The organism is Kitasatospora sp. NPDC056531 (genome assembly GCF_042794375.1).
Lineage (GTDB): Bacteria > Actinomycetota > Actinomycetes > Streptomycetales > Streptomycetaceae > Kitasatospora.
Genome location: NZ_JBHTTU010000001.1, coordinates 56,254 through 80,455 on the forward strand (window position 1 = coordinate 56,254; position 24,202 = coordinate 80,455).

The window sequence follows — 24,202 nt, forward strand, 5'->3', positions numbered from 1 at the left end:
TCCGTGGTGCCGGAAGCACCTCGTACCGTCCCGCGGGGTGGGGGCCGGAGGCCCCGGGAGGATCCGTCCGGATCCTCCCGGGTCGCCTCCTAATAGCCTAAGGGGTCGGAATCATCCCGAATGTCGGACTGATTCTGAAGCCGGCAGAGCCGGACCTCACTCGCCCTTGGACTTTGCGATGATCTCCTCAGCCACGGCCTTGGGGACCTCGGCGTACGAGTCGAACTGCATCGAGTAGCTGGCGCGACCAGAGGTCTTGCTGCGCAGGTCACCGACGTAGCCGAACATCTCGGAGAGGGGCACCAGCGCCGTGACGACGCGGGCACCGTGACGCTCGTCCATGGACCGGATCTGGCCACGGCGAGAGTTGATGTCACCGATCACGTCGCCCATGTAGTCCTCGGGCGTGGTGACCTCGACGGCCATCATCGGCTCAAGAAGGACCGGCTTGGCCTTCCTGGCGCCTTCCTTGAAGGCCATCGAACCGGCGATCTTGAACGCGAGCTCGGAGGAGTCGACGTCGTGCGACTGGCCGTCGAGCAGCTTCACGCGGACACCCTGCAGCGGGTAGCCGGCGAGAACACCGAACTCCATGGCCTCCTGGCAACCGGCGTCGACCGACGGGATGTACTCGCGCGGCACGCGGCCACCGGTGACCAGGTTGACGAACTCGTAGCCCTCGGCCTGCTCGAGCGGCTCGATCGCGATCTGCACCTTGGCGAACTGACCGGAACCACCGGTCTGCTTCTTGTGGGTGTAGTCGATGCGCTCGACGGCCTGACGGATCGTCTCGCGGTACGCGACCTGCGGCTTGCCGACGTTGGCCTCGACCTTGAACTCACGGCGCATACGGTCGACGAGCACCTCGAGGTGCAGCTCGCCCATACCCGCGATGATGGTCTGGCCGGTCTCCTCGTCCGTGTTGACCTGGAAGGACGGGTCCTCCTCGGCGAGACGCTGGATGGCGACACCCAGCTTCTCCTGGTCACCCTTGGACTTGGGCTCGATGGCGACGCGGATGACCGGGGCCGGGAAGTCCATGGACTCCAGGATGACCGGGTTCTTCTCGTCGGCCAGCGTCTCACCGGTGGTGGTCTGCTTCAGGCCCATGACGGCGACGATGTCGCCGGCGCCCACCGACTCGATCTCCTCACGCTTGTTCGCGTGCATGCGGTAGATCTTGCCGATGCGCTCCTTCTTGCCCTTCACGGCGTTCAGCACGGAGGTGCCGGACTCCAGGCGACCGGAGTAGATCCGGACGAAGGTGAGCTTGCCCAGGTGCGGGTCGGACATGATCTTGAACGCCAGCGCGGCCAGCGGCTCGTCGTCCGAAGCCTTGCGGGAGATCTTGGTCTCCGGGTCGTTCGGCTTCGTGCCCTCGATGGACTCGATGTCCAGCGGCGACGGCAGGTACTTGACGACCGCGTCGAGCAGGGGCTGAACGCCCTTGTTCTTGAAGGCGGTACCGCAGAAGATCGGGGTGAAGTCCGAGTTCAGGGTGCCCTTGCGGATCGCGTCCTGCAGCAGCTCGACCGGGATCTCGGCCTCTTCGAGGGCGAGCTCCATGATCTCGTCGCTGACGTTCGAGACGGTGTCGATCAGCTGGGTGCGGTACTCGTCGGCCTGCTCCTGCAGCTCGGCCGGGATGTCGACGACGTCGTACATCTCGCCCTTGGCGGCCTCGGCGGACCAGACCAGCGCCTTCATGCGGACCAGGTCGACAACGCCCTGGAAGTCCGCCTCGGCACCGATCGGGAGCTGCATCACCAGCGGGGTGGCGCCGAGGCGCTCCACGATGGTGTCGACGCAGAAGAAGAAGTTCGCGCCCGTGCGGTCCAGCTTGTTGATGAAGCAGATGCGCGGGACGCCGTAGCGGTCAGCCTGCCGCCACACGGTCTCGGACTGGGGCTCGACACCGGCGACACCGTCGAACACCGTCACGGCACCGTCGAGGACGCGCAGCGAACGCTCCACCTCGACGGTGAAGTCGACGTGACCCGGGGTGTCGATGATGTTGATGGTGTTGTCGACGCCGTCGACCGTCCAGTGGCAGGTCGTCGCGGCCGACGTGATCGTGATGCCGCGCTCCTGCTCCTGCTCCATCCAGTCCATGGTGGCAGCGCCATCGTGGACCTCACCGATCTTGTACGAGACACCGGTGTAGAACAGGATCCGCTCGGTGGTGGTGGTCTTGCCCGCGTCGATGTGCGCCATGATCCCGATGTTGCGGACCCTGGCGAGGTCAAGGGAGGTTGCAGCCATGGTGGCTCGTTCTCTCTCTGTCTAGTGACGGGGTACGGACTACCAGCGGTAGTGCGCGAAGGCCTTGTTGGACTCGGCCATCTTGTGGGTGTCCTCGCGACGCTTCACGGAAGCGCCCAGGCCGTTGCTGGCGTCGAGGATCTCGTTCATCAGGCGCTCGGTCATGGTCTTCTCGCGACGGGCGCGGGAGTAACCGACCATCCAGCGCAGCGCCAGGGTGCTGGCGCGGCCCGGACGGACCTCGACCGGAACCTGGTAGGTCGCGCCACCGACACGGCGGGACTTGACCTCGAGGGCCGGCTTGACGTTCTCCAGCGCGCGCTTCAGCGTGACGACCGGGTCCGAGCCGGTCTTCTCGCGGACGCCCTCGAGGGCGCCGTACACGATCCGCTCGGCGGTGGAGCGCTTGCCGTGCAGCAGGATCTTGTTGACCAGCTGGGTGACGACCGGGGAGCCGTAGACCGGGTCGATGATGACCGGGCGCTTCGGGGCGGGGCCCTTACGAGGCATTCTTACTTCTCCTTCTTGGCGCCGTAGCGGCTGCGGGCCTGCTTGCGGTTCTTGACACCCTGGGTGTCGAGCGAACCGCGGATGATCTTGTAGCGGACACCAGGAAGGTCCTTCACACGACCACCGCGCACCAGCACGATGGAGTGCTCCTGCAGGTTGTGGCCCTCGCCCGGGATGTAAGCGGTGACCTCGATCCCGCTGGTGAGGCGCACACGGGCGACCTTGCGAAGCGCCGAGTTCGGCTTCTTCGGGGTGGTCGTGTACACACGCGTGCAGACCCCACGGCGCTGCGGGGAGCCCTTCAGCGCGGGAGTCTTGTTCTTCTCGACCTTGTCCTGCCGGCCCTTTCGGACCAGCTGCTGGATCGTAGGCACCGTTTCTCCGTTTTCTGTGTGCCAAGGCTTGGTGGAACTAACCTGCGGTGTTCCCTCGCACACGACCCCGTGGTCGACCCACGCGGTCGGGTGTGTTGGGCTATTCCGACACGGAATCCCATGAGCTGATGCAGCGACGGCGCTCTACGCGCGGCGCGCTGGGAGGCGCTCCGGCTCGGCGCGGCGACCGGTGTGCATGCACGCACAAGGACCCGGGGACACCCCAGGCACAAGGTCAGAGCGTACCTAGCGCATGGGGCGCGGTCAAAACAAATGCAACGCCGCAGGTCGCGACCTTCGGCCGGGTGTCGCCACGGTGTCCCGTACGCGACCGGCCGGTGTCGGGCCGCTTCCACAGGCTCTACCACAACCGGGCCCCGCCCGCAGGTCGACCCTACGCCTCCCCGTGGGCCGCGGCGAGCCGACCGCGTCCGACCGTCGCACCGCCCCCGGCGCCGCCGGCGTCCGGCCCGCTGCGCCCCCGGTTGTCCGACACCGCCACCAGCACGCCCAGCACCAGTGCCGCCACCGCGTACACCGCCACCCAGAGCGGCCATCCGCCGACCGGCACCCAGTGGGCCGGACTGATGAGCAGCGGGCCCTTGGTGCCGACCGCGTTGCGGCGAAGCGCCCAGACGAACGCGGCGACGTTCACCACCGCCAGCGAGAAGGAGGAGAGCACCAGCAGCCGGCGAAAGGTGAAGCCGCCCAGCGGGAGGCGCTCGTGGCAGATCACGGCGCAGACGATCGGCAGTCCGACGGCGAAGGGCAGCAGGTAGCGGCCCTGCCAGATCATGCCGAGTGACCTGGCCTGCATGGCCTGCGCCGCTATCGGTATCACTATGATCCCGGCCATCGTCCCCACGATCGCGAGGACGTCCCGGACCTTCGCGAAGCAGAACGCGAACAGCACGAGCGCGAGCACCACGCCGGACCAGACCAGCAGCGTGGCGGCCGGCGGCGGCGCGTCCAGCCAGCCGAAGTAGCCGACCATCTGCTTGATGTAGTCCAGCGAGTTGTCGAAGGTGCTGCGGGCCGCCACCACCGGGGTGAGGCTGCTCGGCGTGTTGATGAGCGAGTTGTCAGGGTGGTTCGCCGTCCAGGCGTACGCGGAGCCTGCCGCGGCCGCCGCCACAAGCCCCCAGAGCCAGGTCGCCTTCCGGCGCAGCACCTCCCTCAGCGCGCCCTTCCTCTGCAGCAGCAGCGCGAAGAAGAGCGCCGCCGAGAACCAGATCAGCCCCAGCGGACGGATGCTGATCAGCACCAGCGCGCCGATGCCCAGCCGGGCCAGCCGGCGGTTCAGCAGGTAGGGGTCCGGGCTGATCAGCGCGGGCAGCCCGGCACTCCAGACCAGGATGCCCGCCGCGATCTCCGGGCCGCTCGGGTTGACCATGCCGAACATGAACAGGGCCATCGGGGTCGCCGCGGTGATCACGCCGAGCAGGGTGAAGTCGCGGCGCCGCCACTCCGCCGCCGAGACCACCGCACTCGCCACCAGGGCGGCGCAGATCGCGGCCGACACCAGACGCATCAGGTGGAGCGCGGTCTCGCCCCCGACCAGCAGGCTCGGCCAGCCCACCGCGAAGTAGTAGGCCGGGTGGTAGCGGCCCGCCGCAGTGGTCACCGGGGCCGTCCCCGGGGCGTCCTTGAGCTTGGGCGCGCAGGAGGCCGACACCTCGGGCTGGAAGACGTAACAGGCGTTCACGTCCTTCAGGTCCTTGTACATCCGCGGAAGCATGACCTCGGTCTCCGCGAAGTGGCCCTCGATACCGGCGACCACGTGCGGGACCATCACCTCGCGGCCGTCGACCTGGCCTCGGGCGACGGCCGCGGCCCGGATCAGGTGCGCGCTCTCGTCCGGGGAGGCACCGGTCGGGGTGGTCAGCGACCAGGAGGCACCCAGCAGCAGGAAGACCGTGAACGACACGGCCCACAGGCGCCTGGGCGACGACGCGAGCCGGTCGGCGAGGCTCTTGACGGCGGTGATCATCATGCCTGATGGGCCTTCTGGGTCAACGGGAGCTCGCCATGGGGTCCTGGATCGTCGTGAGCCACGACTAATCGCCGTCCTTCGAGCACCGGCCGCCGAGCGCGGACGCCTCCCCCGGACGGCGAAACTCTGACGGTCTCCCAGGCTCTGACTGTCACTGGAACGGTCCTCAGCTCGTATGTGCCGGACGTCATGTCCGGTCCCCTCGTTCACGGGCCGCCACGGAACGACGACGGCCCCGGGCACATGGAAGTCCTCCGGGCATCATAGGGTCTTCACAATGTGAAGACCCTATCGGGAGGCACCCCGCCCGGTCCGGTTCCGGCTTGTCCGACCACGACCGATGTGTGCGGAACCGGCCCGCCAACGGGGCGTCCGGCGCGGCGGAGGCGGCCGGGGAGGACGGACGGGCTACGCGATGCCCAGCAGGATGATCAGGGCCCAGAAGGCCGTGCCCAGGTAGCCGAGGACCAGCCCGAGGACGGCCGCCCCGTCCCCGTTCATGTTGCGCTCGCGGATCTGCGCCCGGGCGATGTGGCCGGTGACCACCGCGGGCAGCGACAGGAAGCCGGTCAGGCTGCACACCAGGGAGACCACCGCCAGCACGTTGGTGGGGCGGACCTGCGGCGCGGGGGGCGGCAGGAAGGTCGCCGGGACCGGCTGCGCGGCCTGGAGCGGCGGCGCCACCATCGGCCCGGCCGGCAGGTCGGCCACCAGCGCGGCCAACTCGCCGTAGGTGCGCGCCAGGGCGGCCGCCTCGTGGCGCTGCTCGTACTCCTCGGCGGAGAGCCGGCCCTCGGCGAAGCCGGCCTTCAGCACGTCCACCGTCCGGTCCCGGTCCGCGTGGCTCGCCCGCATCACCGCCTGCGGGGAGGGCGCGGGCTGCCAGCCCGGCACCGCGGCCCGATGGCCGTGCGGATGCGCGGGACGGGACTCGCCCCACGGTTGAACGGACATCCGCCACCTCCCGGAAACGCGGCGCCCCCGCGCGCGCTCACTGTTCCTCATAGTGCAGGACGAACAGTGGAGCTGAGTAGTTGCCAAATCGGCCCGTCTGCCGCGGCGGCGCGGTTTCCGGGCGGCGCGCCCCACCCGTTCGGCGGACACGCTCAGGGGATGCTCAAAGTCGGCGACAGTCCGTTCGGGCAGTGACAGGCTGGGGCCCCGGACAACCGTTCAGCCACCCGCACACGAGTAGAGACAGAAGGCCGCCATGCAGGCGTCAGTACCGTCGCCCTCCGGGCACCCCGGACCGCTCACCCCGTCCGCCGTCAGCATCCAGGGACTGTGGAAGCACTTCGGCAGCCAGGCCGCCGTGGCCGGGCTCAGCCTCGAACTGCCCGCCGGGGCCTTCATCGGCCTGGTCGGGCCGAACGGCGCGGGCAAGACCACCACGCTGTCCATGGTCACCGGCCTGCTCCGGCCCGACCAGGGCACCGTGCTGGTGCACGGCGCCGACGTGTGGGCCGACCCGGTCACGGTCAAGGCCCGGATCGGCATCCTGCCCGAGGGCCTGCGGATGTTCGAGCGGCTCAGCGGACGCGAACTGCTGCAGTACACCGGCCGGCTGCGCGGCCTGCCCGGCGCCGAGGTGGACCGCCGCGCCGAGGAGCTGCTGACCGTCCTGGACCTCGGCCGGGACGCCGACAAGCTGGTCGCCGACTACTCCACCGGCATGCGCAAGAAGATCGGGCTGGCCGCCGCGCTGTTGCACAACCCCGACGTGCTGTTCCTCGACGAGCCCTTCGAGGGCGTCGACCCGGTCTCCGCCCAGACCATCCGCGGCGTGCTCAAGCGGTACGCGGCGGCGGGCTCCACGGTGGTCTTCTCCAGCCATGTGATGGAGCTGGTCGAGCAGCTCTGCGACTGGGTCGCGGTGGTCAACGCCGGCCGGGTGATCGCCCACGGCCCGCTGGACGGCGTCCGCGGCGAGCGCAGCCTGCACGCGGCCTTCCTCGACCTGATCGGCGTCCGCGAGGACGACGGCCAGGCGCTCGGCTGGCTCGGCGGCGGACACGCCGGGAGCGCGCAGCTCGGCGGCGAGCGGCTCGGCGGTGGGCAGTGAACGCGGCTTCCGTGCCCGACGGGCGGACGGTGGTCCGCGCCCTGGTGGCGCTCAAGCTGCGGCTGCTGCGCAACGGGCTGCGCCGCAGCCCCGGCCGTACCGCCGTGTACCTGATCGGCGGCGTCGTCGGCCTGGCCTTCGCGGGCGGTGTCGCCTTCGCGCTGGCGATGCTCAACGGGCGCTACGCCGGCTCCGCGAACGCCGGCGTGGTGCTGCTCGGCGTGCTCACCCTGGGCTGGGCCGCGCTGCCGCTGTTCCTGTTCTCCAGCGACGAGAGCTCCGACCCGACCCGGCTCACCATGCTGCCGCTGCGGCCCGGACCGCTGCTGCGCGGCTCGCTACTGGCCGCGCTGATCGGGCCCGGTCCGCTGATCAGCCTGGTGCTGGTCACCGGCGCGGCGCTGTCCGGCGCCGAGGGAGGTGCCTCGGCCGCGGCTGCGGTGGTCGGGGTGCCGCTCGCGGTGCTCTGCCTGGTCACGCTCTCCCGGGCGGTCGCGGCCGGCAACGCCCGGATGCTCTCCAGTCGGCGCGGCAAGGACTTCGCCATCTTCGGCGGGCTGGCCTTCGCGCTGCTGGTCCAGGCCGCCAACGTCGGATCGCAGAGCATCTTCGGCCGCCGGGGCGGGCCGATCGACCTCAGCCCGCTGAAGCCGATCGCCTCGGTGCTGCGCTGGATCCCGCCGATCAGCGCGGCCGACGCCACCCACACCGCCGGCCAGGGCCGGTACGCGCTGGCGCTGCTGCAGCTCGCCGCGGCGGGGGCGCTGTTGGTCCTGCTGCTGCGCTGGTGGCGGAGCAGCCTGCAGGAGCTGATGGTCACCGCCGACTCCTCCACCCTGGAGGTGGCCCGCGGGGTGCAGGCGTCGCGCGGCTGGCGCTTCCTGCCGCACGGCCGGGCCGGCGCGGTGATGCAGCGCCACCTGCGGTACGCCTGGCGCGAGCCGCGGGCCAAGGCGGCACTGTTCACCAGCATCGGGATGACGCTGGTGATCTGCGTGCTGTCGGTGGTCCAGGGTTGGTCGAGCGTCTACCTGCTGGCGATGACCGGGACCTTCCTCGGGCTGCAGATGCTCAACCTGTTCGGCATGGACGGCTCGGCGTTCTGGATGGTCGCCGCCACCCTGCGCACCCCGGCCGACGCCCGGGACGAGCTGCGCGGCCGGGCGTACGCGGTGCTGTCGTACGCCGTGCCGGTCGCGGCGGTGCTCGGGCTGGTGCTGGCCGCCGTCACCGGCGACTGGGCCGGGCTGCCCTCCGCGCTCGGCCTCGCGCTGGCGATGCTCGGCTGCGGCGTCGCGCTCGGCTCGGTGTTCAGCGTGCTCGCGCCGTACACCATGCCGGCCGACAGCAACCCGATGCGCAACGCGGCCCCCGGGCAGGGCGGGCTGATCCTGCTCAACCAGTTCGGCTCGATGTTCGGCGTCGCGCTGCTCGCCCTGCCGGTCGGCGGTTACCTGCTCTGGGCGCTGACCTCGGACGGTCCGACCTGGCCGGTGCTGCTGGTCGGCCCGCTCTACGGCGGCCTGATCGCCGTCCTGGGCATCCGGCTGGCGGCCGCCCGGCTGCTGGAGCGCACCCCGGAGATCCTGGCCAAGGCGATCGAGCGCTAGAGGCCCGGGACCCCGTCGGCCTCGTCGGCCGGCTCGGCCACTCCGGCATCATGGGCCGGAGAGGTCGGGCCGTCGAGGCGTCGTCGAGGAGAGCAGGGACACACCGTGGGCAAGCGCGCGCAGCAGGGCGGGAACGCCGGGCCGCTGCTGGAGCAGGCGGTGCGGTCGGTGCTCACCGCCCCGGACGAGGGGCTGGACCTCGCGCTGGACACCGGGGCCTCGCTGCTGGCCGCCTCGGCCGGGCAGTGGCCGGCGGTCAGCCGGGCGCTGCTGGGGTACGTGGACACCGCCGTGGGCCGCTGCTGGTCGGCGGGCTGGCGCCCGGCCGACCTGGTGCGGGTGGTGCGGCGCCAGCTGAAGCCCGTCCACCTGGCGCTCGCGGTGGACCTGATCGCCGCCGAGGGCCGCCGCCACCCCGCCGCGAGCCTGGACCGGCGCTGGCAGGAGCAGCTCCGCGAGCTGGAGACCGAGGTCTGGTGGCCGGCCGACGAGCAGTACCTCGGCGCCTTCGCCCACCGGCACCGGCTGGACCGCTTCGCGCTCGCCACCGCCGTCCTGGAACTGCTGCGCAGCTGGGGCCGGCTGCCCCCGATCGCCCCGGTCGGCCCGGTGCCCGGACAGTCCGTACGGGCGCAGCACGCCACCGGGCCGGTGACCGGGGAGCCGCGGATGCTGGCGCGGATCCGGGCGCTGCTGGCCAAGGCCGAGTCCACCGAGTACCCGGAGGAGGCCGAGGCGCTGACCGCCAAGGCCCAGCAGCTGATGGCCCAGCACAGCATCGACGAGGCGCTGCTGGCCGCCGCCGGCGCCGACCGGGACACCCCGGCGGCGCTGCGGATCGGCGTGGACAACCCGTACGAGGGCCCCAAGACGATGCTGCTGGACGCGGTCGCGGCGGCGAACCGGTGCCGGGTGGTGTGGGCGAAGGAGTACGGCTTCTGCACCGTGATCGGCTTCGACGGCGACCTCGACGGCGTCGAGCTGCTCTACACCTCGCTGCTGGTGCAGGCCACCCACGCGCTCAACAAGGCCGGCTCCGGCAAGGACTCCCGCAGTAAGGCGTTCCGGCAGTCCTTCCTGGTGGCGTACGCGGCGCGGATCCGCGAGCGGCTGACCACCGCCACCGAGCGGACCACCAGCGCCGCCGCGGCCGGGCGCCACCTGCGCGAGGACGGCACCGAGGAGCAGCTGCTGCCGGACGAGCGGCTGCTGCCCGCGCTGGCCGCCCGCTCGGCGAAGGTGGACGAGGAGGTGGGGCGGCTGTTCCCGAAGCTGGTCTCGCAGCGGGTCCGGGTCAGCGACGGCGAGGGCTGGGCGGCCGGCCGCGCCGCCGCCGACCGCGCCGCCCTGCACGGGCGGGGTGAGATCCACAACTGACGGGCCGCCTGGTAGAACGTATCCCGCCACGAACGAGGGGGGATTCGACGTGACGGAGTCGGCGGCGGAGTCGGGATACCGGGACCGGGTGCGCGGAGCGCTGCTGGGCGGCGCGATCGGCGATGCGCTGGGCTGGCCGGTGGAGTTCCAGCAACTCCACCAGATCCGGGACCGGTTCGGGCCGCAGGGCGTGACCGCGCTGCCGTCCGCAGGCGGCGGTCCGGTGGAGGTCACCGACGACACCCAGATGACGCTGTTCACCGCCGAGGGCCTGATCCGCGGCTTCGTCCGCGGCTGGTCGGGCGGCGGCGGCTCGGTGCCGGAGGCCGTGCACGGCGCCTACCGGCGCTGGCTGCGTACCCAGTACCAGGGCGAGCCGGACGCCGAGCCGCAGCCCCGCCCGTACGACGGCTGGCTGCTGGGCCGGCCGTTCCTGTACGCGCGGCGGGCGCCGGGCAACGCGTGCCTGAGCGGGGTGTCCGAGCACCCGGTGTTCGAGGCGCCGTCCGCGATCGGGCGCCCGGGGCCGATCAACCCCGGCTCCAAGGGCTGCGGCACGGTGATGCGCTCGGCGCCGTTCGGGCTGGCCCGCCTGGGTGTCGAGCAGTCCTTCGGACTGGCCGTGCAGTGCGCCCAGCTCACCCACGGGCACCCGACCGGCTACCTCGCGGCGGGCGCCTTCGCGGCGCTGGTCGAGCGGCTGGCGGCCGGGACGGAGCCGTGGGCGGCGGTCGGCGAGACGGTGGAGCAGATCCGCGAGCTGCCGAAGTCCAAGGAGACCGTCCAGGCGCTGGCCCGGGCGGTGCGGCTCGCCCAGGAGGCCGAGCCCTCGGCGGACACGGTGGAGCGGGTCGGGCTGGGCTGGATCGCCGAGGAGTGCCTGGCCATCGCGGTGTACTCGCTGCTGGCAGCCACCCTCGACCCCGACCCGGTGCGCACCGCGCTGCTGCTGTCGGTGAACCACTCCGGGGACAGCGACTCCGCCGGCGCGGTCTGCGGCAACCTGGTCGGGGCCGCGTACGGCGCCTCGGCGCTGCCCGCCGAGTGGGCCGGGGCGGTCGAGGGGCGCGCCGAACTGCTGACGGTCGCGGACGACCTGCTGGTGCTGTTCGGCAGCCGCGACCCGGCCCACCCGGCGCTCGGCGGGCGCTATCCGGCCTGGTAGGCGCTACTTCGCCTGGGGGTCGGTGACCTGACCGAGGAACAGCGGCCGCGCGCTGGAGGTGTCCCGGACCAGGAACAGGAACGGCCGGTCGATGTGCAGCTGGACCGGCTTGTTCGGGGCGGGCGCCGCCCCGGCGACGATCCCGACGCCGCTGCCGGCCGCCGCGACCGTGCCCTCCTCGTCGACCTGGACGGTGGCCTTCTGCACCACGGTGCTGACGGCGAGCGGCTCCTTGGCGATGCCGCTGAGGTCGGCGTGGTCGAAGACCGAGTGGACGCCGAGCGAGCGTAGCGCGGAGGTGAGCTCGTTGGACGTGTCGAAGTGGAAGCGCGGCAGCTGCAGGTCGACGGGCTGCGCGCTGAGGGCGCCGAGGATCCGGTCGAGCTGGGGCTGGTCCAGTCCCTTGGTGAAGGCCGCGAAGCCGCCCTGGGCGGGCACGATCAGGTCCATCACCAGGTTGCCGTCCTTGTAGGGGAGTTCGACGGCCTGCCAGGGCTCGCCGACGATCCCGCCGGAGCCGTCGGCGTACTTGAATTCGCCGGTCTGGCTCATGGTGGGGACGGACGGGGTGGAGGCGTCGAGCTTGTGGAACGGGCGGTCCGCGGTGTGCCCGGGCTTGAACTCGGAGGCCCACTTCGCCTTGAGGTAGAGCGCGTCGGTGAGGACCACCCGGCTGTCCCCGTTGATCTGGTTCGGGGCGAAGAGGTCCTTGATCCGCCCGTCGGTGGCCTTCTCCACGGCCGCGTTGACGGCCTTGCGGCTGCCCTCCGGATCCTTCTTGAAGTCGGTGGTGTGCACTCCGGCGTCGAAGGCGGCGGCGAGGCCGGCCAGGTAGTCGGGCTCCACCGGGAAGCCCTGCTGCGTCCAGACCTCGTCGCTCTGACGCAGGGTGAGCCCGTCGGTGGTCGGCACGGGTCGGTTCAGGGCGCCGGTGGCGAGGGCGTACTGCTTCGGATCGAGGTCGGTGTGCAGGGCCTTGGCGAGCTCATCGGCGCTCGCGCCCCGGGCGCCGGGGAGCAGCATGGCGAGCACGGTGGCCAGGCCGGACGGGGAGACCACGAGGTTGCGCCCGGCGTCGTCCGGCTTGGCGGTGAGGGTGTGCAGGAGGTCGAGCCCGAAGGCGTCGGTGGCCTTCGCGGTGGCCGCCACCTGGGTCGGATCGACTGCGGCCCCGCCGTCCGGCGCGGAGGCTCTCACCTCCGCGCCGGTCGGGGCCCCGGTGCTGCCGCAGCCGGCGATCAGCGGCGCGGCGAGCGCGGCGGCGAGGAGCAGCGCCGCCGGGCGGCGGGACGTACGACGGGTTCCGGTGCTGCTGTTCGTCATGGCCCTTCGACGCGGCACCCCGCCGACCGGTTCCGTCTCGGCTACCGGACGACGGGAATCCGACCGCTTCGCCAGTCATCGAGCCGCTTGCGGATGCTCGCGACCATGGGGAGCGCGTCCACCTCGCCCGGGTGGAACCAGGCGACTTCGAAGGACTCGTCCGAGGTGCGGAGGGTCCCGCCGACAGCCCGTCCGAGTAGACAGATGGAGAACTCCTGGCGGACCTCCCCGTCGTCGTACGCGAAGACGTGGCCCGGGTTCGTGTAGGTGCCGACGATCCCGGTGATCTCGATCTCGATACCGGTCTCCTCGTGGGTCTCGCGGATCCCGCATCCCGCGAGGGATTCGCCCAGCTGTCCCGAGCACTACTGAAATCAAGAGCCCCCGTACCCGTCCTGCCCATGTTGGGTGTGGCCGGTACGGGGGCTCTCCGCTCTTGTGTCGAGGCGCGTTATGCCTCCGGCGGCACGCTGTAGCGACTCAAGACATCGTCAGCCGTGGACTTGTCCAACAGGCGCAACTCCCAAGGCCCAGTGTTGACGTCGAATTCCTTGCCGAAGCCAACCCATTCACCGGCCATGCGCCGCCCAGTTGGATCGACCAGCAACTGAACGGCGCCGTGGTACCTCGCTCCCTGGTAGTAGCCGTCCTGTGCGGTCTGTTCTACCCATGAGCCCGTCACGATGTTCCGATCGACAGTGAGGTCGAACGACAGCTGTTCAAGCCCGGTCGCAGTGATCTTCAGGCCGGACACGTAGTCGCCCCGCTGGATGCGGTCTCGTATCTCATCCACGACCGCTCAGTCCCAGAGCGCCCCGAGCGCCAGCAGCTCGTCGCGGTACTCGATCCGCTCGACCCACTCCTGCGGCCAGACCGACTCGCCGTGGTGGGCGCCGGCGAAGGCTCCGGTCAGGCAGGCGAGGGAGTCGGAGTCCCCGGAGCTGTACGCGGCCCGGCGGACGGCGGCGACCGGGTCTTCGGGCAGCAGCAGGAAGCAGAGCAGGCCGGTGACGAAGGCCTCCTCGGCGATCCAGCCCTCGCCGGTGATCAGGCAGGGGTCGGCCTCCAGGTCGTGCGCGGCGAGCGCGGCATCGAGGTCGTCGAGCGACTTCAGGCAGTCGTCCCAGCCGCGGGCGATGACGGCCTGCGGCGAGCTGCCGTACCAGCGCGCGGCGAGGTCGCCCAGCCAGAACTCGTCGTACCGCTCGCGGCTCGCCAGCGCGTACGCCCGCAGCACCGCGGGCAGCCCGGCGGGCGGGACACCCTCGGCGAGCTTACGCACGGCGTACGCGGTGAGGTCGCTGGCGGCCAGCGCGGTCGGGTGGCCGTGGGTAAGCGCGGACTGCAGCTGGGCGGCGCCGGAGAGCTGCCGGGCGTCCAGGTCGCGGATCAATCCGATCGGGGCGACCCGCATGTTGGCGCCGCAGCCCTTGGAGCCGACGTCGCTCGCCTGCTGCCAGCGGTACTCGGGACGGCTGAGCCGCTCGCAGGCGCGCAGGCAGGTCATGCCGGGGGCGCGGTTGTTCTCCGGGGAGCGCCACCAGTCGACGAACTCCTCGCGCACCGGTCGCTCCAGCCGCAGGGGCGTCAGGGGCCCGCGCTCCAGGGCGGTGCGCAGGCCGCGGCCGAGGGCGAGGGTCATCTGGGTGTCGTCGGTGACCAGCGCAGGCTCGGGCAAGGGCAGTTGCCGCCAGTCCGGGCAGTACTGGGCGATGTGCTCGATCTCGTCGAACTCGGTACGGTGGCCGATCGCGTCCCCGATCGCCAGCCCCAGCAGTGCCCCCGTCGCCTTGCCCACGGCCGCTCCCCCTCTTCCTCTGTCAGACCTCGACCAGCAGTTCCTTGAGCCCACGGATCACATAGCCCGGGTTCCACTCGGGCTCGCGGACCAGCCGCAGGCCCGGGGCCCGGCGCAGCAGGGTGCCGTAGGACTCGGTGAGCTCCAGTCTGGCAAGAGGCGCGCCGAGGCAGAAATGGATTCCGGCGCCGAAGGTGATGTGCGGGTTGTCGGCGCGGGCGAGGTCGAGCCGGTCGGGGTCGGCGAAGCGCTCGGGGTCGCGGTTGGCGGAACCGAAGAGGAGGGCGATCTCGGCGCCGCGCGGGATGGTGACGCCGCGGACCTCGATGTCCTCCAGCACCCAGCGCTCGAACATCTGCAGCGGGGTGTCCCAGCGCATCAGTTCCTCGACGGCGGTGGGCAGCAGTTCGTCCACCGAGCCGCGCAGCCGGGCGAGTTCCCCGGGGTTGCGGAACAGCGCCCACCAGCCGTTGCCGGTGGTGTTGACGGTCGCCTCGTGGCCGGCGTTGAGCAGCAGCACGCAGGTGGAGACCATCTCCTGCTCGCTGAGCGCGTCGGAGCCCTCCTGGGCCTGGATCAGGGCGCTGATCAGGTCGGTACCGGGGGCGGTGCGGCGCTCGCGGATCAAGGTGCGCAGGTAGTCGGAGAACTCGATGCTCGCGGTGACGGCCCGGCGGGCGGTCTCCTCGCTCGGGTTGAGCTCGAACATCCCGGTGATGTCGGCGGACCAGGGGCGCAGCAGGTGCCGGTCGCCCTCCGGGACGCCGAGCATCTCGGCGATCACGGCGACCGGCAGCGGCTCGGCGACGGTGGCGATCAGGTCGCCGCCGCCGGCCGCGAGCAGCCCGTCGACCAGTTCGCCCGCGAGGCGCTGGACTGTCGGCCGCAGCCCCTCGACCATGCGCGGGGTGAACGCCTTGGAGACCAGGCGGCGGATCCGGGTGTGGTCGGGCGCCTCCAGGTCGAGCAGCCCGTGGTCGTTGAGGGTGTGGAAGGGCTCGTGCGCCGGGTCGGGCTCGAGGCGGCCGAACTCCTGGTGGCTGAAGCGGTGGGTGTAGGTGCGACCGAGCCGGCGGTCGCGCAGCAGGGCGCTGACGTCCTCGTGGCGGGAAACGAGCCACTGGTTCGTCGGCTCGAAGTACGTCACCGGCGAGTGCTCGCGCAGCTCGGCGTACGCGTCGTACGGGTGGGCCACGAAAGCCGCCGACCAGGGGTCGAACTTCGCCGTCGTCGTCATCGGTCGTTCACTCCAGGCCGTGAGGGGAAGCCGGAAGGATCATCGTACGCACGCGGTACGTCCGTCACGAGACCCTTTCACGGCCACCTGCTCTCACGCCCGTTCCGTGACCAGCCGCCGCACCAGCTCGGGCAGCGCCTGGGAGATCGGCTCCCGGATCACCTCGGCCGCGGCCTCGTCGAACGGGGTCGGCTCGCCGTTCATGACGATCAGCCGGGCGCCGCCCTCCACCGCGATCTGCGGCAGCGCGGCCACCGGGTAGACCTGGAGGCTGGTGCCCACCGCGACGAAGATGTCGCAGGCCTTGGCGATCGCGTCGGCCTGGTCCAGCACCACCGGGTCCAGGTTCTCCCCGAACATCACCGTGCGCGGCTTGAGGATGCCGCCGCAGTCACGGCACGCCGGGTCCGGCTCGCCCGCCTCGACCCGCGCCAGCGCCTCCTCCATCGTCCCGGTGACCCGGCAGCGCACGCACTGCACCTCCCGGGCGGTGCCGTGCAGTTCGAACACCTTGCGGGCGGGCAGACCGGCCCGCTGGTGCAGCCCGTCCACGTTCTGGGTGAGCACCCGCACCGGCAGGCCGGAACGTTCCAGGTCCACCAGCGCGCGGTGCCCGGCGTTCGGCTCGGCGGCCAGCGCGCCGGCGTCGCGGCGCATCAGCCAGGCCCGCTTGCGGACCTCCGGATCGGCCAGGTACGGGCCGATGGTCACGAGCTTCTGCGCCGACGGGTCCTTCTGCCACAGCCCCTGCGGGCCGCGGTAGTCGGGGATGCCGGAGTCGGTCGAGATGCCCGCGCCGGTGAGCACGGCGATCAGGGGACGCTTGGCGTTCATACCCCGGAAGGTACGGCCGCCGCACCACTCGCGGCCACCGATATAGACGTCCCGTCAGGCCAGCGCCGCGCGGGGCGCGGGGGCCGGGCGGGTGAGCGGGGAGAGCGCGCCGAGGTAGCAGGCGGCGGCGAGCGGGATGAAGGCCAGGTCAGCGGCCGAGGCGACGGTGCCGAGCAGCATCAGCACCGGGCTCCACCAGCGCAGCGTCCGGGCCGCGCCCACCGAGGCGGCGACCAGCAGGGCCAGCAGGCCGACGTAGAAGAGCAGCGGGCCGACCTTGTAGACGGCGGGCAGCACCCCGGGGACGTCCTGGACCCGCTCGAAGAGGCGCGCCTGCTCGTCCTTGGTGGCCGAGGCCAGGCCGACGTAGAGGTCGATCCCGATCTGCGCCAGCGAGGCCGCCAGGCCGATGAACGCCGTTCCCAGCGCGGTGTTCGCGGCCAGCCGCCCGACCGTGGTGCCGCGCGGGGCGAGCAGCCGGCGCAGGGCGAGGAGAACCGGGGCGAACAGCAGCAGGCCCGCGAACATCGCGGTGTGCCCGGCGGTCCAGCCGAGGCCCGGGGCGCGGGAGCCGGGCACCAGGCGGATGCCGCCGTAGAGGGCGATCAGCGCGGGGGCGCCGACGGCGGCATAGCAGGTGAGGCGGCTGTTCCGGAGGGCGTTCATGCGAGGTTCTCCCGTGGTGTCCGTGATCCGTTGCGACACCCCAGAGCCTCCCGGCCGGGGCCCTCGTCGCGGATCGCCCGCACCGGCGAACTCCCGGCCTCCCCCGCTGGGGGGAGCCGGTCAGGACTGCCCGGTCGGAAAGCCGCTCACGCCTCCCCTGCCGGAAGTCAGGACTCCCCCGCCACCACGGCCCCGGCCTCGTACGCGAACACCACCGCGTGCACCCGGTCGCGCAGCCCGAGCTTGCTCAGCACATTGCTGACGTGCGTCTTCACGGTGTGCTCGCTGACCACCAGTTCGGCCGCGATCTCCGCGTTGGACAGCCCGCGCGCGATCAGCCGCAGCGTCTCCTGCTCGCGCAGGGTCAGCTGCTCCAGCAGCTTGGACGGCGGCCGCTGCGCCCGGTCCGGCGCCCCCGGACGGCGGGCGGCGAACTCGCCGATCAACCGCTTGGTCACCGAGGGCGCGAGCAGCGCCTCCCCCGAGGCGACCATCCGCACCCCGTGCGCCAGGTCGTCCCGGCGGACGTCCTTGAGCAGGAAGCCGCTGGCGCCCGCGTACAGCGCGTCGAAGACGTAGTCGTCGATGTCGAAGGTGGTCAGCATGATCACCTTGGTGGACGGGAACTCGGCGCACACCCGGCGGGCCGCCTCCAGCCCGTCCATCACCGGCATCCGGACGTCCAGCAGCAGCACGTCCGGGTTGTGGGCGCGCACCGCCTCGACCGCCTCGGCGCCGTCGCACGCCTCGGCCACCACCTCGATGTCCGGCTGCGCGTCCAGGATCATTCCGAACCCGGCCCGCACCAGCTCCTGGTCGTCCGCGACCACCACCCGTATCGACGTCATCCGCCCACCCTCTCCACCACGCCCGCCGACCCCAGCGGCAGTCGGACACTCACCAGGAACCCCTTGCCCTCAGGCCCCGGACCGGCCTCGGCCCGGCCGCCGCAGGCCGCCGCCCGCTCGCGGATGCCGACCAGCCCGCGCCCGCCGGACCAGCCGGCCACCGTACGGTCGGCCTTCAGCGGCACGCCGCGCCCGTTGTCGGACACCACGACCTCCAGCACGTCACCGGTGCGCCGAACCCGGATCGCGACCCGGTCGGCCCCGGAGTGCTTGACGGTGTTGGTCAGCGCCTCCTGCACGATCCGGTACGCCGCCGCCTCCACGTCGGCGGGCACCGCGCCCAGCCCGTCCGCGAGTTCGAACTCCACCCGCAGGCCGGCCCCGCGCACCCGCTCGGCCACGTCGGCGAGTTCGGCCAGCCGGGGCTGCGGCGCCAGCTCCCGCCCCGCTTCCGGATCCTTCAACACCCCGAGCACGCGCCGGAGTTGGACCATCGCGTCACGGCCCGAATCGGCGATGGTGTCGAAGGCGCGAATCGCCCGCTCCGGCTTGTTGTGCACCACCAGCGGCCCGGCCTCGGCCTGGATCACCATCAACGACACGGCGTGCGCCAGGATGTCGTGCATCTCCCGGGCGATCCGGGCCCGCTCCTCGGCGACCGCCCGGGCCGCCTCGGTGGCCGCCCGCTCGCCGGCCTCCCGCGCCCGCTCCGCCTGGATCCGGGCCAACTCCCGCTGGGTGCGCACCAAGGCGCCGAAGACGAAGGAACCGCCCGAGGTGAGCACGCTGAACAGCGCGCCGTTCGGCGAGTGGGTGCCGATCACGTTGGCGACCACCACCACCGCCAGCACCGGCCAACGCTGCCGGTCGGGGAAGCGCTCCGCCACCGTGTACATCCCGATCACGGCGTACAGCGGCACCTGCGGGTTCGCCGAGTGCGCCACCACCGACAGCACCAGCGACGGCACACTGCCGACGATCAGGGCGGTCAGCGAGGCGCGGCGCCGCCAGGGCAGGTACAGCGCGGTGGACACCGCCAGCAGGTAGACCCACCAGGGCCAGTCCGTGTCGTCGTTGTAGACCGCCCAGACCGACACCGCGGCCGAGCAGACCGCCAGGAAGGTGTCCAGCACGTACGGGCTCAGCCCGGTCGTCCGTGTCCGCCAGCGCGCCACGCGCTCCACCCTCGTACCTCCCCCGTACCCGGGGGCCCCGCCCCCGCGGAGAAGATCATGCCCTACCGGCAGAACCTCCGGCACCGCCCGGTCAGGCACCGCTGACCGTCACACCGCCGGTCTCCGCCCGCGCGGTGATGCTGTGCGCCGCGCCCGGCTGGGAGGGGATGCTCACGTCCGTCCCGCCCGTCGTGGCCCGCGCGTCCACCGTGTACGTCTCCCCGGACGGCACCTTCAGCTTCACCCCGCCGTTCGAGGTCTTCGCCTCCACCTTCGACGGCGCGCCGGCGAAGTCGGCCCGCACTCCTCCGTTCACGGCGCTCAGCCGCACCTGCGGGGAGGTCAGCCCGCCGGCCTCGACCCCGCCGTTCGTCACGTCGGCGTCGACCTCGGCGGCCAGCCCGGACAGCTTGATGCCGCCGTTGCCCTCCTTGACCCGTACCTTGGTCCCGGCCGGCACCTGCACGGTGTACCCGATCCCGCAGGAGCCGCAGTCGTACGTCAGCCGGAGCACGCCGTCCTTCACCTCGTGGGTGCTCTTCGGCGCGTCCCCCTTGTAGTTCTGGTTCTCGACCACGTGCACCGCGTCGCCGCCGCCGGTCACCACCACGCCGCCGTTCTGCCCCTCGACCACCAGCTCCTTGACCTGATCGGCCACCCCGTAGCTGACCGTCCGGTGCTCCTGGTCGTCCCCGATCGGCAGACAACCCGACATCCCGACCAGCACCCCCGCCGTGATCGCCATCGCGCCCAGCACCCGCTTCATTTCCGGCCCCCTTCTCAAGCCCCGTCATCCCGACACCGAGAAGCCTCCCGCAGCGGCCCCTCCGCCACCTCCCCCGCCGGAGCGGTTCCCTCGGCTCCCCCGCGAGGGGGAGGAAAGGGGAATTCGCGAAATCGCCGACGGCGCGGCCGGTTCGCGAGTAGCTTGTTTGCCCGCGCTCAACCACCCGCGCCCACCCCCGCCGAGGCGAACACAACGAGGGCTGATCAGGCATGGCCAACACGCCGTCCGGCGGACCCGGTCCCGCGACCGGCCACGGCCTCGACGACCGCGTGCCCTTCCTGGCCAGGCTGGACCACGCCGACCGCAGCGCACTGCTCGCCCTCGGCCGCCGGCTCAGCTACCCCGCGCGGTCCACCGCGCTGCGCGAGGGCGAACCCTCCGACCACGTCCTGCTCGTCCTGCACGGCTGGCTGAAGGTGACCGCCGCCGCCGAGAACGGGTACGAGGCACTGCTCGCGCTGCGCGGACCGGGCGACATCGTCGGCGAGTCCGCCGCCCTCAGCGGACGGCCCCGGGCGGCCACCGTCACCGCGCTGGAGCAGGTCGAGGCCGCCGCCGTCGACCGGGCCACCTTCACCGGCTACCTGCAACGTACCCCCGCGGCCTCGATGCAACTACTGGCACTCTCCACCGACCGGCTGCGCGCGGCCGACCACCACCGGCTGAAGTTCGCCTCGCTCAGCGTCAGCGAGCGCCTCGCCGACCTCCTGCTGGAACTGGCCCGCACCCACGGGCGCCGGACGGACGAGGGCATCGTCATCTCGGTCCCGCTCAGCCAGCAGGAGCTGGCCGGCTCGGTCGGCGCCTCCCGGGAGGCCGTCGCCCGGCTGCTCAAGTCCCTTCGGGACCGCGGCATCGTCACCACCAGCCGCCGCTCGCTGGTCATCGCGCGCCCCGACCTGCTCCGGAGGTCCGGTCAACTCCGTTGATCCGTACAGAGGTTCTGTGCACACCGTCACAGAACGAATGCCTCACCCGCGCTCACGCCACTCTGCCCGCACCGGGCAGGCTGAGGCCAGCTGACGAACCGAGAGGTAACCATGACCGAGCCGGTGAACCACACCATCCTGCTGCTGGACATCGAGCAGTTCGGCCGACGGGACGACGTCGAGCAGGCCTTCATGCGCCGGATGCTCTACTCCGTCCTGCACGAGACGCTGCGCAGCGCCGGCATCGAACCCGCCGAACAGCGGTTGGAGGACCGCGGTGACTCGGTGATGGCCCTGATCAGCCCCACCGTTCCCAAAGCCAAACTGCTGCACGCCCTGATCAACGAGACCCCCACCCTGCTGCACGCCAACAACCGCCTCGCCGCCGACAGCGCCCGGGTACGACTGCGGATCGTGCTCGCCGCCGGCGAGGTCGCCGTCCAGGAGCTGGGCGGAGCGCTCGGCGGCGCGGTCGGCTGGGACCTCAACCAGGCCTTCCGGCTGCTCGACTCGACGGCCCTGCGGGAGGCGTTGAAGCACCGGGACGGCCCGTGCGTGATCAGCGTCTCCGACGCGGTCTACCAGGGCATCGTCCGGCACGGTCACGGCGGGCTGCCGACGGGCGCCTTCCACCGGATCACCGTCCAGGGCAAGGAGGGCGACTTCCCCGCCTGGCTGCACGGCGAGCCGGCGCCGGCCCCGGTCGCCGTCCCCCCGGCCCCCCAGGGCATTCCCATCGCGGCCGCCGCCCCTACGACCGCCCCGGCCCCCGCCGCCGCCCCTACGACCGCCCCGGCCCCGGCCCCCGCCGCCGCCCCTACGACCGCCCCGGCCCCGGCCCCCGCCGCCGCCCCGGCCCAGAGCCGGACCCCCGCCACCTTCCAGTTCCTCGGCGGCTCACCGTCCTTCGGCGGCAACCTGATCGGCGGCGACCAGCACGTCGTCTCCGGCGGCGAGGTCCACGGCGACGTCAACACCGGCAACACCGTCGGCGGCGACCGATGACCGCCACCCCCGAGCAGGAGGCCGCCCAGCAGCCAGCCGACCCCGACCAGGACGGCGCCGAGCTCCAGGAGGCCCCGCCCGAGGAACCCCAGAACGCCTGGGAGGCCGCCCAGGAACTGCTGGAGCACGTCCCGGACGCCTTCGCCGGCCACGGCTTCCTCTTCGCCGGCGGCAACCCCCGCTTCGGCGGCGACCTCGTCGGCGGCGACCAGCACACCGTCTCCGGCGGGCAGGTCCACGGCGACGTCGTCACCGGCCACAAGACCACCGTCTACCAGCTCGGCTCCGCCTTCGGCGCCCCGCTGCACGCCTCGGGCGAGGTCCCTCTCGACGAACTCGCCGCTCTAACCTCAGTCTTCCAACCCGGGCCGGACTTCGATGACGCCATCCAGCAACTTCGCGAACAGCGGGTCCTGATCCTCACCGGCCGTGCCGACACCGGTCGTCGCGCCGCCGGACTGATGCTGCTGCGAGTGATGGGCGCGCGGCAAATCCGCAACCTCGACCCCGATGTCTCCCCCGCCGCCGTACTCACCGGCGCCGAGCAGGCCAAGGGCTACCTGCTCGCCGACTACACCACCTCCCGCACCCGCCCGCTACGCCGCCCCGACCTCGACCGCCTCCGCGAAACCCTCGCCAAGCAGGACGGCTACCTGGTCATCACCACCATCCGCTCGAGCGCGATCCGCGAACTGCCCTCGGTCGACTGGCAGCCGCCCGACCCTCGGGACGTGCTGCGCAAGCATTTGTCTGCTCTGCTGGCGCATGTCTCGGCCCCGCCTGTCAGAGAGCTGCTCGCCCTCGACCCGGTCCAGGAGCTCCTGGCCCAGAACCGGCCTATGCGGGAGCTCGCCGAGTTCGCTGTTGCGCTGTCCGAGTACTCGCTCGGAACAGACCCCTCGAACCTCGCCAAGTTCGGCCAAAGCATCGTCCAGGAACAGGTCGGCCGCTGGTTCGGCGACCAGGAACTCCCGCTCCGCGAAAAGGCGTTCCTGCTGTCCCTGGCCGTCTTCGACCACGCCCCGTACACCCTCGCCGCTGAGGGCGCTGACAAGCTCTTCCGCCGACTGGAGACCATCCGCACCGCCGGCGAGCCGGACGGCATCCCGCCCTTCGGCAGCTCGATCGAGGAGCGGATGACCCTCTCCCGGGCCGAACTCACCGAGGAGACCGAGCAGACCCCGTGGGGACCGGTCCCGCAGCGGATGGCCTCCTTCCTCGACCCCCGCACCTCGCACACGCTGCTGCGCGAGGTCTGGGCGAGCCACCCCTCCGCCCGCCCCGCGATCACCGGCTGGCTGAACGCGCTGGCCACCGACTCCCGCGCCCTGGTCCGCACCCGGGTGGCCTCCGCCACCGCCCTGCTCGCCTCCGTCGACCTCTCCGCCACGATGAGCGGACTGCTCGGCCCGTGGTCCGGCGCCAAGGACTTCCGGCTGTGTGTCCAGGCCGCCAACAGCCTCGCCCTCGCGTACCACGCGGGCACCGCCGCCGTCCCGCGCATCCTGCGCAGCTGGGCGGCCGACGACAACGCCCACCGCCGCTGGACCGCCATCCGCTGCTACGCCCTGCTCGGCCCGCTGCTCCCGGCCCAGGCGCTGGAGGCCTTCGCGCTGGCCGCCGACCGGCTCACCGCCGCGGAACTCGACCAGCTCGCCGCCAAGCTCCGGCTCGGCAGCCAGGCCCCGGCCGTCGACCAGCCGGGCCGCTACCAGGCACTCGGCCTGGTCGAGGCCGCCGAACTGCTGCTGCTCTCCCCCGAGGCCGAGGAGGCCCTGCGCGCCCTGGTCCGCTGGCTCTCCGGCCCGGCCGGCCTGCGGCAACTCGCCCTGGCCACCTTCCTGACCGCCGCTCAGCGCACCGAGGACACCGTCGTGGGCCGGCCGCTGCTGCTCGACTGGTACGCCCGGAGCCCGCGCCCCGAACCGGGGGGCGTGGTCAGCGTCACGGTGCTGTCGGCCCCCGAGGAGCCGCCGCCGGTCCGGTCCCTGCTGGCCCTCCTGTGGCGTACGGCCCTCACCGACCGCCTCTACGGCACCGTCGCCCTGGGCGTGCTGCGCGGCTGGCTGATCGGCGCCACCGACCAGCCCGAGACGAACTCCCGACTCACCGAGCTGTTCGACGACCTGGCGGTCACCGAGCGCGACCGCCAGCGGCTCGACCACCTCGTCCGCACCGTCCGCGACGGCGGCCCGGCCACCCTGCCGCCCGCACCGTCCCCGTCCAGCGGCTGAAGCCGAAGCCCAC

General features: G+C 72.1%; 20 protein-coding genes and 2 pseudogenes. 7 read left to right on the top strand and 15 right to left on the bottom strand.

The window, feature by feature from the left end:
* Window positions 1-156 precede the first annotated feature (156 nt).
* The 5 genes from fusA to ACFQ87_RS00370 form a co-directional block, all read right to left on the bottom strand.
* Window positions 157-2,262 carry an elongation factor G gene (gene fusA, locus ACFQ87_RS00350; RefSeq protein ID WP_380608276.1) on the bottom strand — a complete coding sequence of 702 codons (2,106 nt, stop codon included), beginning with the start codon at window positions 2,260-2,262 and terminating at the stop codon, window positions 157-159.
* A gap of 39 nt (window positions 2,263-2,301) precedes the next feature.
* Window positions 2,302-2,772, bottom strand: a complete 471-nt coding sequence (rpsG, locus tag ACFQ87_RS00355) for a 30S ribosomal protein S7 (RefSeq protein WP_030055803.1) — start codon at window positions 2,770-2,772, stop codon at window positions 2,302-2,304.
* Window positions 2,773-2,774: 2 nt separating this feature from the next.
* Window positions 2,775-3,146, bottom strand: coding sequence for a 30S ribosomal protein S12 (gene rpsL, locus ACFQ87_RS00360; protein WP_014144289.1), 372 nt, complete (start codon window positions 3,144-3,146; stop codon window positions 2,775-2,777).
* Between the two features lie 394 nt (window positions 3,147-3,540).
* A complete protein-coding gene (locus tag ACFQ87_RS00365; protein WP_380608277.1) occupies window positions 3,541-5,139 on the bottom strand; it encodes a DUF2142 domain-containing protein in 1,599 nt (532 codons plus the stop codon).
* Between the two features lie 408 nt (window positions 5,140-5,547).
* Window positions 5,548-6,093 (bottom strand): DUF1707 and DUF4190 domain-containing protein, encoded by a 546-nt coding sequence (locus tag ACFQ87_RS00370; RefSeq protein ID WP_380608278.1) that lies wholly within the window; start codon window positions 6,091-6,093, stop codon window positions 5,548-5,550.
* A gap of 256 nt (window positions 6,094-6,349) precedes the next feature.
* Here ACFQ87_RS00370 and ACFQ87_RS00375 point away from each other — a divergent pair, with 256 nt between their 5' ends.
* From ACFQ87_RS00375 to ACFQ87_RS00390, 4 genes are all read left to right on the top strand, one after another.
* On the top strand, window positions 6,350-7,201 hold the full coding sequence (locus tag ACFQ87_RS00375; RefSeq protein ID WP_380608279.1) for an ABC transporter ATP-binding protein: 852 nt from the start codon (window positions 6,350-6,352) through the stop codon (window positions 7,199-7,201).
* Window positions 7,198-8,811: a transporter gene (locus ACFQ87_RS00380; RefSeq protein WP_380608280.1), complete on the top strand. Its 1,614-nt coding sequence runs from the start codon at window positions 7,198-7,200 to the stop codon at window positions 8,809-8,811. The genes ACFQ87_RS00375 and ACFQ87_RS00380 overlap by 4 nt, the downstream gene beginning before the upstream one ends.
* 105 nt (window positions 8,812-8,916) lie before the next feature.
* The gene (locus ACFQ87_RS00385) at window positions 8,917-10,188 is read left to right on the top strand and encodes a DUF2786 domain-containing protein (protein WP_380608281.1); all 1,272 of its coding nucleotides are present in this window, start codon (window positions 8,917-8,919) and stop codon (window positions 10,186-10,188) included.
* 49 nt (window positions 10,189-10,237) lie between these two features.
* Window positions 10,238-11,353, top strand: a complete 1,116-nt coding sequence (locus ACFQ87_RS00390) for an ADP-ribosylglycohydrolase family protein (protein ID WP_380608282.1) — start codon at window positions 10,238-10,240, stop codon at window positions 11,351-11,353.
* Window positions 11,354-11,356: 3 nt separating this feature from the next.
* Here ACFQ87_RS00390 and ACFQ87_RS00395 read toward each other — a convergent pair whose 3' ends face one another.
* The 10 genes and pseudogenes from ACFQ87_RS00395 to ACFQ87_RS00440 form a co-directional block, all read right to left on the bottom strand.
* Window positions 11,357-12,676, bottom strand: a complete 1,320-nt coding sequence (locus ACFQ87_RS00395) for a serpin family protein (RefSeq protein ID WP_380608283.1) — start codon at window positions 12,674-12,676, stop codon at window positions 11,357-11,359.
* Window positions 12,677-12,717: 41 nt separating this feature from the next.
* Window positions 12,718-13,032 (bottom strand): annotated as a pseudogene (locus ACFQ87_RS00400) (NUDIX hydrolase); the annotation flags it as partial.
* Window positions 13,033-13,127: 95 nt separating this feature from the next.
* Window positions 13,128-13,391, bottom strand: a pseudogene (locus ACFQ87_RS00405) (hypothetical protein); the annotation flags it as partial.
* A gap of 84 nt (window positions 13,392-13,475) precedes the next feature.
* Window positions 13,476-14,474 (bottom strand): ADP-ribosylglycohydrolase family protein, encoded by a 999-nt coding sequence (locus ACFQ87_RS00410; RefSeq protein WP_380608284.1) that lies wholly within the window; start codon window positions 14,472-14,474, stop codon window positions 13,476-13,478.
* A gap of 22 nt (window positions 14,475-14,496) precedes the next feature.
* The gene (locus ACFQ87_RS00415; RefSeq protein ID WP_380608285.1) at window positions 14,497-15,711 is read right to left on the bottom strand and encodes a cytochrome P450; all 1,215 of its coding nucleotides are present in this window, start codon (window positions 15,709-15,711) and stop codon (window positions 14,497-14,499) included.
* 93 nt (window positions 15,712-15,804) lie between these two features.
* On the bottom strand, window positions 15,805-16,545 hold the full coding sequence (locus tag ACFQ87_RS00420; protein ID WP_380608286.1) for an NAD-dependent deacetylase: 741 nt from the start codon (window positions 16,543-16,545) through the stop codon (window positions 15,805-15,807).
* A gap of 54 nt (window positions 16,546-16,599) precedes the next feature.
* The gene (locus ACFQ87_RS00425) at window positions 16,600-17,211 is read right to left on the bottom strand and encodes a hypothetical protein (protein ID WP_380608287.1); all 612 of its coding nucleotides are present in this window, start codon (window positions 17,209-17,211) and stop codon (window positions 16,600-16,602) included.
* Between the two features lie 167 nt (window positions 17,212-17,378).
* Window positions 17,379-18,059 carry a response regulator gene (locus tag ACFQ87_RS00430; RefSeq protein ID WP_380608288.1) on the bottom strand — a complete coding sequence of 227 codons (681 nt, stop codon included), beginning with the start codon at window positions 18,057-18,059 and terminating at the stop codon, window positions 17,379-17,381.
* Window positions 18,056-19,243, bottom strand: coding sequence for a sensor histidine kinase (locus ACFQ87_RS00435; protein WP_380608289.1), 1,188 nt, complete (start codon window positions 19,241-19,243; stop codon window positions 18,056-18,058). The genes ACFQ87_RS00430 and ACFQ87_RS00435 overlap by 4 nt, the downstream gene beginning before the upstream one ends.
* A gap of 82 nt (window positions 19,244-19,325) precedes the next feature.
* Window positions 19,326-20,000, bottom strand: coding sequence for a DUF4097 family beta strand repeat-containing protein (locus ACFQ87_RS00440; RefSeq protein ID WP_380608290.1), 675 nt, complete (start codon window positions 19,998-20,000; stop codon window positions 19,326-19,328).
* Window positions 20,001-20,230: 230 nt separating this feature from the next.
* On the opposite strand from ACFQ87_RS00440, the gene ACFQ87_RS00445 reads away from it, so the two are divergent.
* The 3 genes from ACFQ87_RS00445 (at window position 20,231) to ACFQ87_RS00455 (ending at window position 24,189) form a co-directional block, all read left to right on the top strand.
* Window positions 20,231-20,950 (top strand): Crp/Fnr family transcriptional regulator, encoded by a 720-nt coding sequence (locus ACFQ87_RS00445; RefSeq protein WP_380608291.1) that lies wholly within the window; start codon window positions 20,231-20,233, stop codon window positions 20,948-20,950.
* A 111-nt stretch (window positions 20,951-21,061) separates the two neighbouring features.
* Window positions 21,062-21,955, top strand: a complete 894-nt coding sequence (locus tag ACFQ87_RS00450; RefSeq protein ID WP_380608292.1) for a hypothetical protein — start codon at window positions 21,062-21,064, stop codon at window positions 21,953-21,955.
* Window positions 21,952-24,189 (top strand): hypothetical protein, encoded by a 2,238-nt coding sequence (locus tag ACFQ87_RS00455; protein ID WP_380608294.1) that lies wholly within the window; start codon window positions 21,952-21,954, stop codon window positions 24,187-24,189. The genes ACFQ87_RS00450 and ACFQ87_RS00455 overlap by 4 nt, the downstream gene beginning before the upstream one ends.
* Window positions 24,190-24,202: the final 13 nt, after the last annotated feature.

What these genes read in the sequence shown, in the direction of transcription:
- fusA (WP_380608276.1), bottom strand. Translation starts at nt 2,262, where the DNA reads ATGGCTGCAACCTCCCTTGACCTCGCCAGGGTCCGCAACATCGGGATC.
- rpsG (WP_030055803.1), bottom strand. Translation starts at nt 2,772, where the DNA reads ATGCCTCGTAAGGGCCCCGCCCCGAAGCGCCCGGTCATCATCGACCCG.
- ACFQ87_RS00365 (WP_380608277.1), bottom strand. Translation starts at nt 5,139, where the DNA reads ATGATGATCACCGCCGTCAAGAGCCTCGCCGACCGGCTCGCGTCGTCG.
- ACFQ87_RS00370 (WP_380608278.1), bottom strand. Translation starts at nt 6,093, where the DNA reads ATGTCCGTTCAACCGTGGGGCGAGTCCCGTCCCGCGCATCCGCACGGC.
- ACFQ87_RS00375 (WP_380608279.1), top strand. Translation starts at nt 6,350, where the DNA reads ATGCAGGCGTCAGTACCGTCGCCCTCCGGGCACCCCGGACCGCTCACC.
- ACFQ87_RS00395 (WP_380608283.1), bottom strand. Translation starts at nt 12,676, where the DNA reads ATGACGAACAGCAGCACCGGAACCCGTCGTACGTCCCGCCGCCCGGCG.
- ACFQ87_RS00415 (WP_380608285.1), bottom strand. Translation starts at nt 15,711, where the DNA reads ATGACGACGACGGCGAAGTTCGACCCCTGGTCGGCGGCTTTCGTGGCC.
- ACFQ87_RS00420 (WP_380608286.1), bottom strand. Translation starts at nt 16,545, where the DNA reads ATGAACGCCAAGCGTCCCCTGATCGCCGTGCTCACCGGCGCGGGCATC.
- ACFQ87_RS00425 (WP_380608287.1), bottom strand. Translation starts at nt 17,211, where the DNA reads ATGAACGCCCTCCGGAACAGCCGCCTCACCTGCTATGCCGCCGTCGGC.
- ACFQ87_RS00430 (WP_380608288.1), bottom strand. Translation starts at nt 18,059, where the DNA reads ATGACGTCGATACGGGTGGTGGTCGCGGACGACCAGGAGCTGGTGCGG.
- ACFQ87_RS00440 (WP_380608290.1), bottom strand. Translation starts at nt 20,000, where the DNA reads ATGAAGCGGGTGCTGGGCGCGATGGCGATCACGGCGGGGGTGCTGGTC.
- ACFQ87_RS00445 (WP_380608291.1), top strand. Translation starts at nt 20,231, where the DNA reads ATGGCCAACACGCCGTCCGGCGGACCCGGTCCCGCGACCGGCCACGGC.
- ACFQ87_RS00450 (WP_380608292.1), top strand. Translation starts at nt 21,062, where the DNA reads ATGACCGAGCCGGTGAACCACACCATCCTGCTGCTGGACATCGAGCAG.
- ACFQ87_RS00455 (WP_380608294.1), top strand. Translation starts at nt 21,952, where the DNA reads ATGACCGCCACCCCCGAGCAGGAGGCCGCCCAGCAGCCAGCCGACCCC.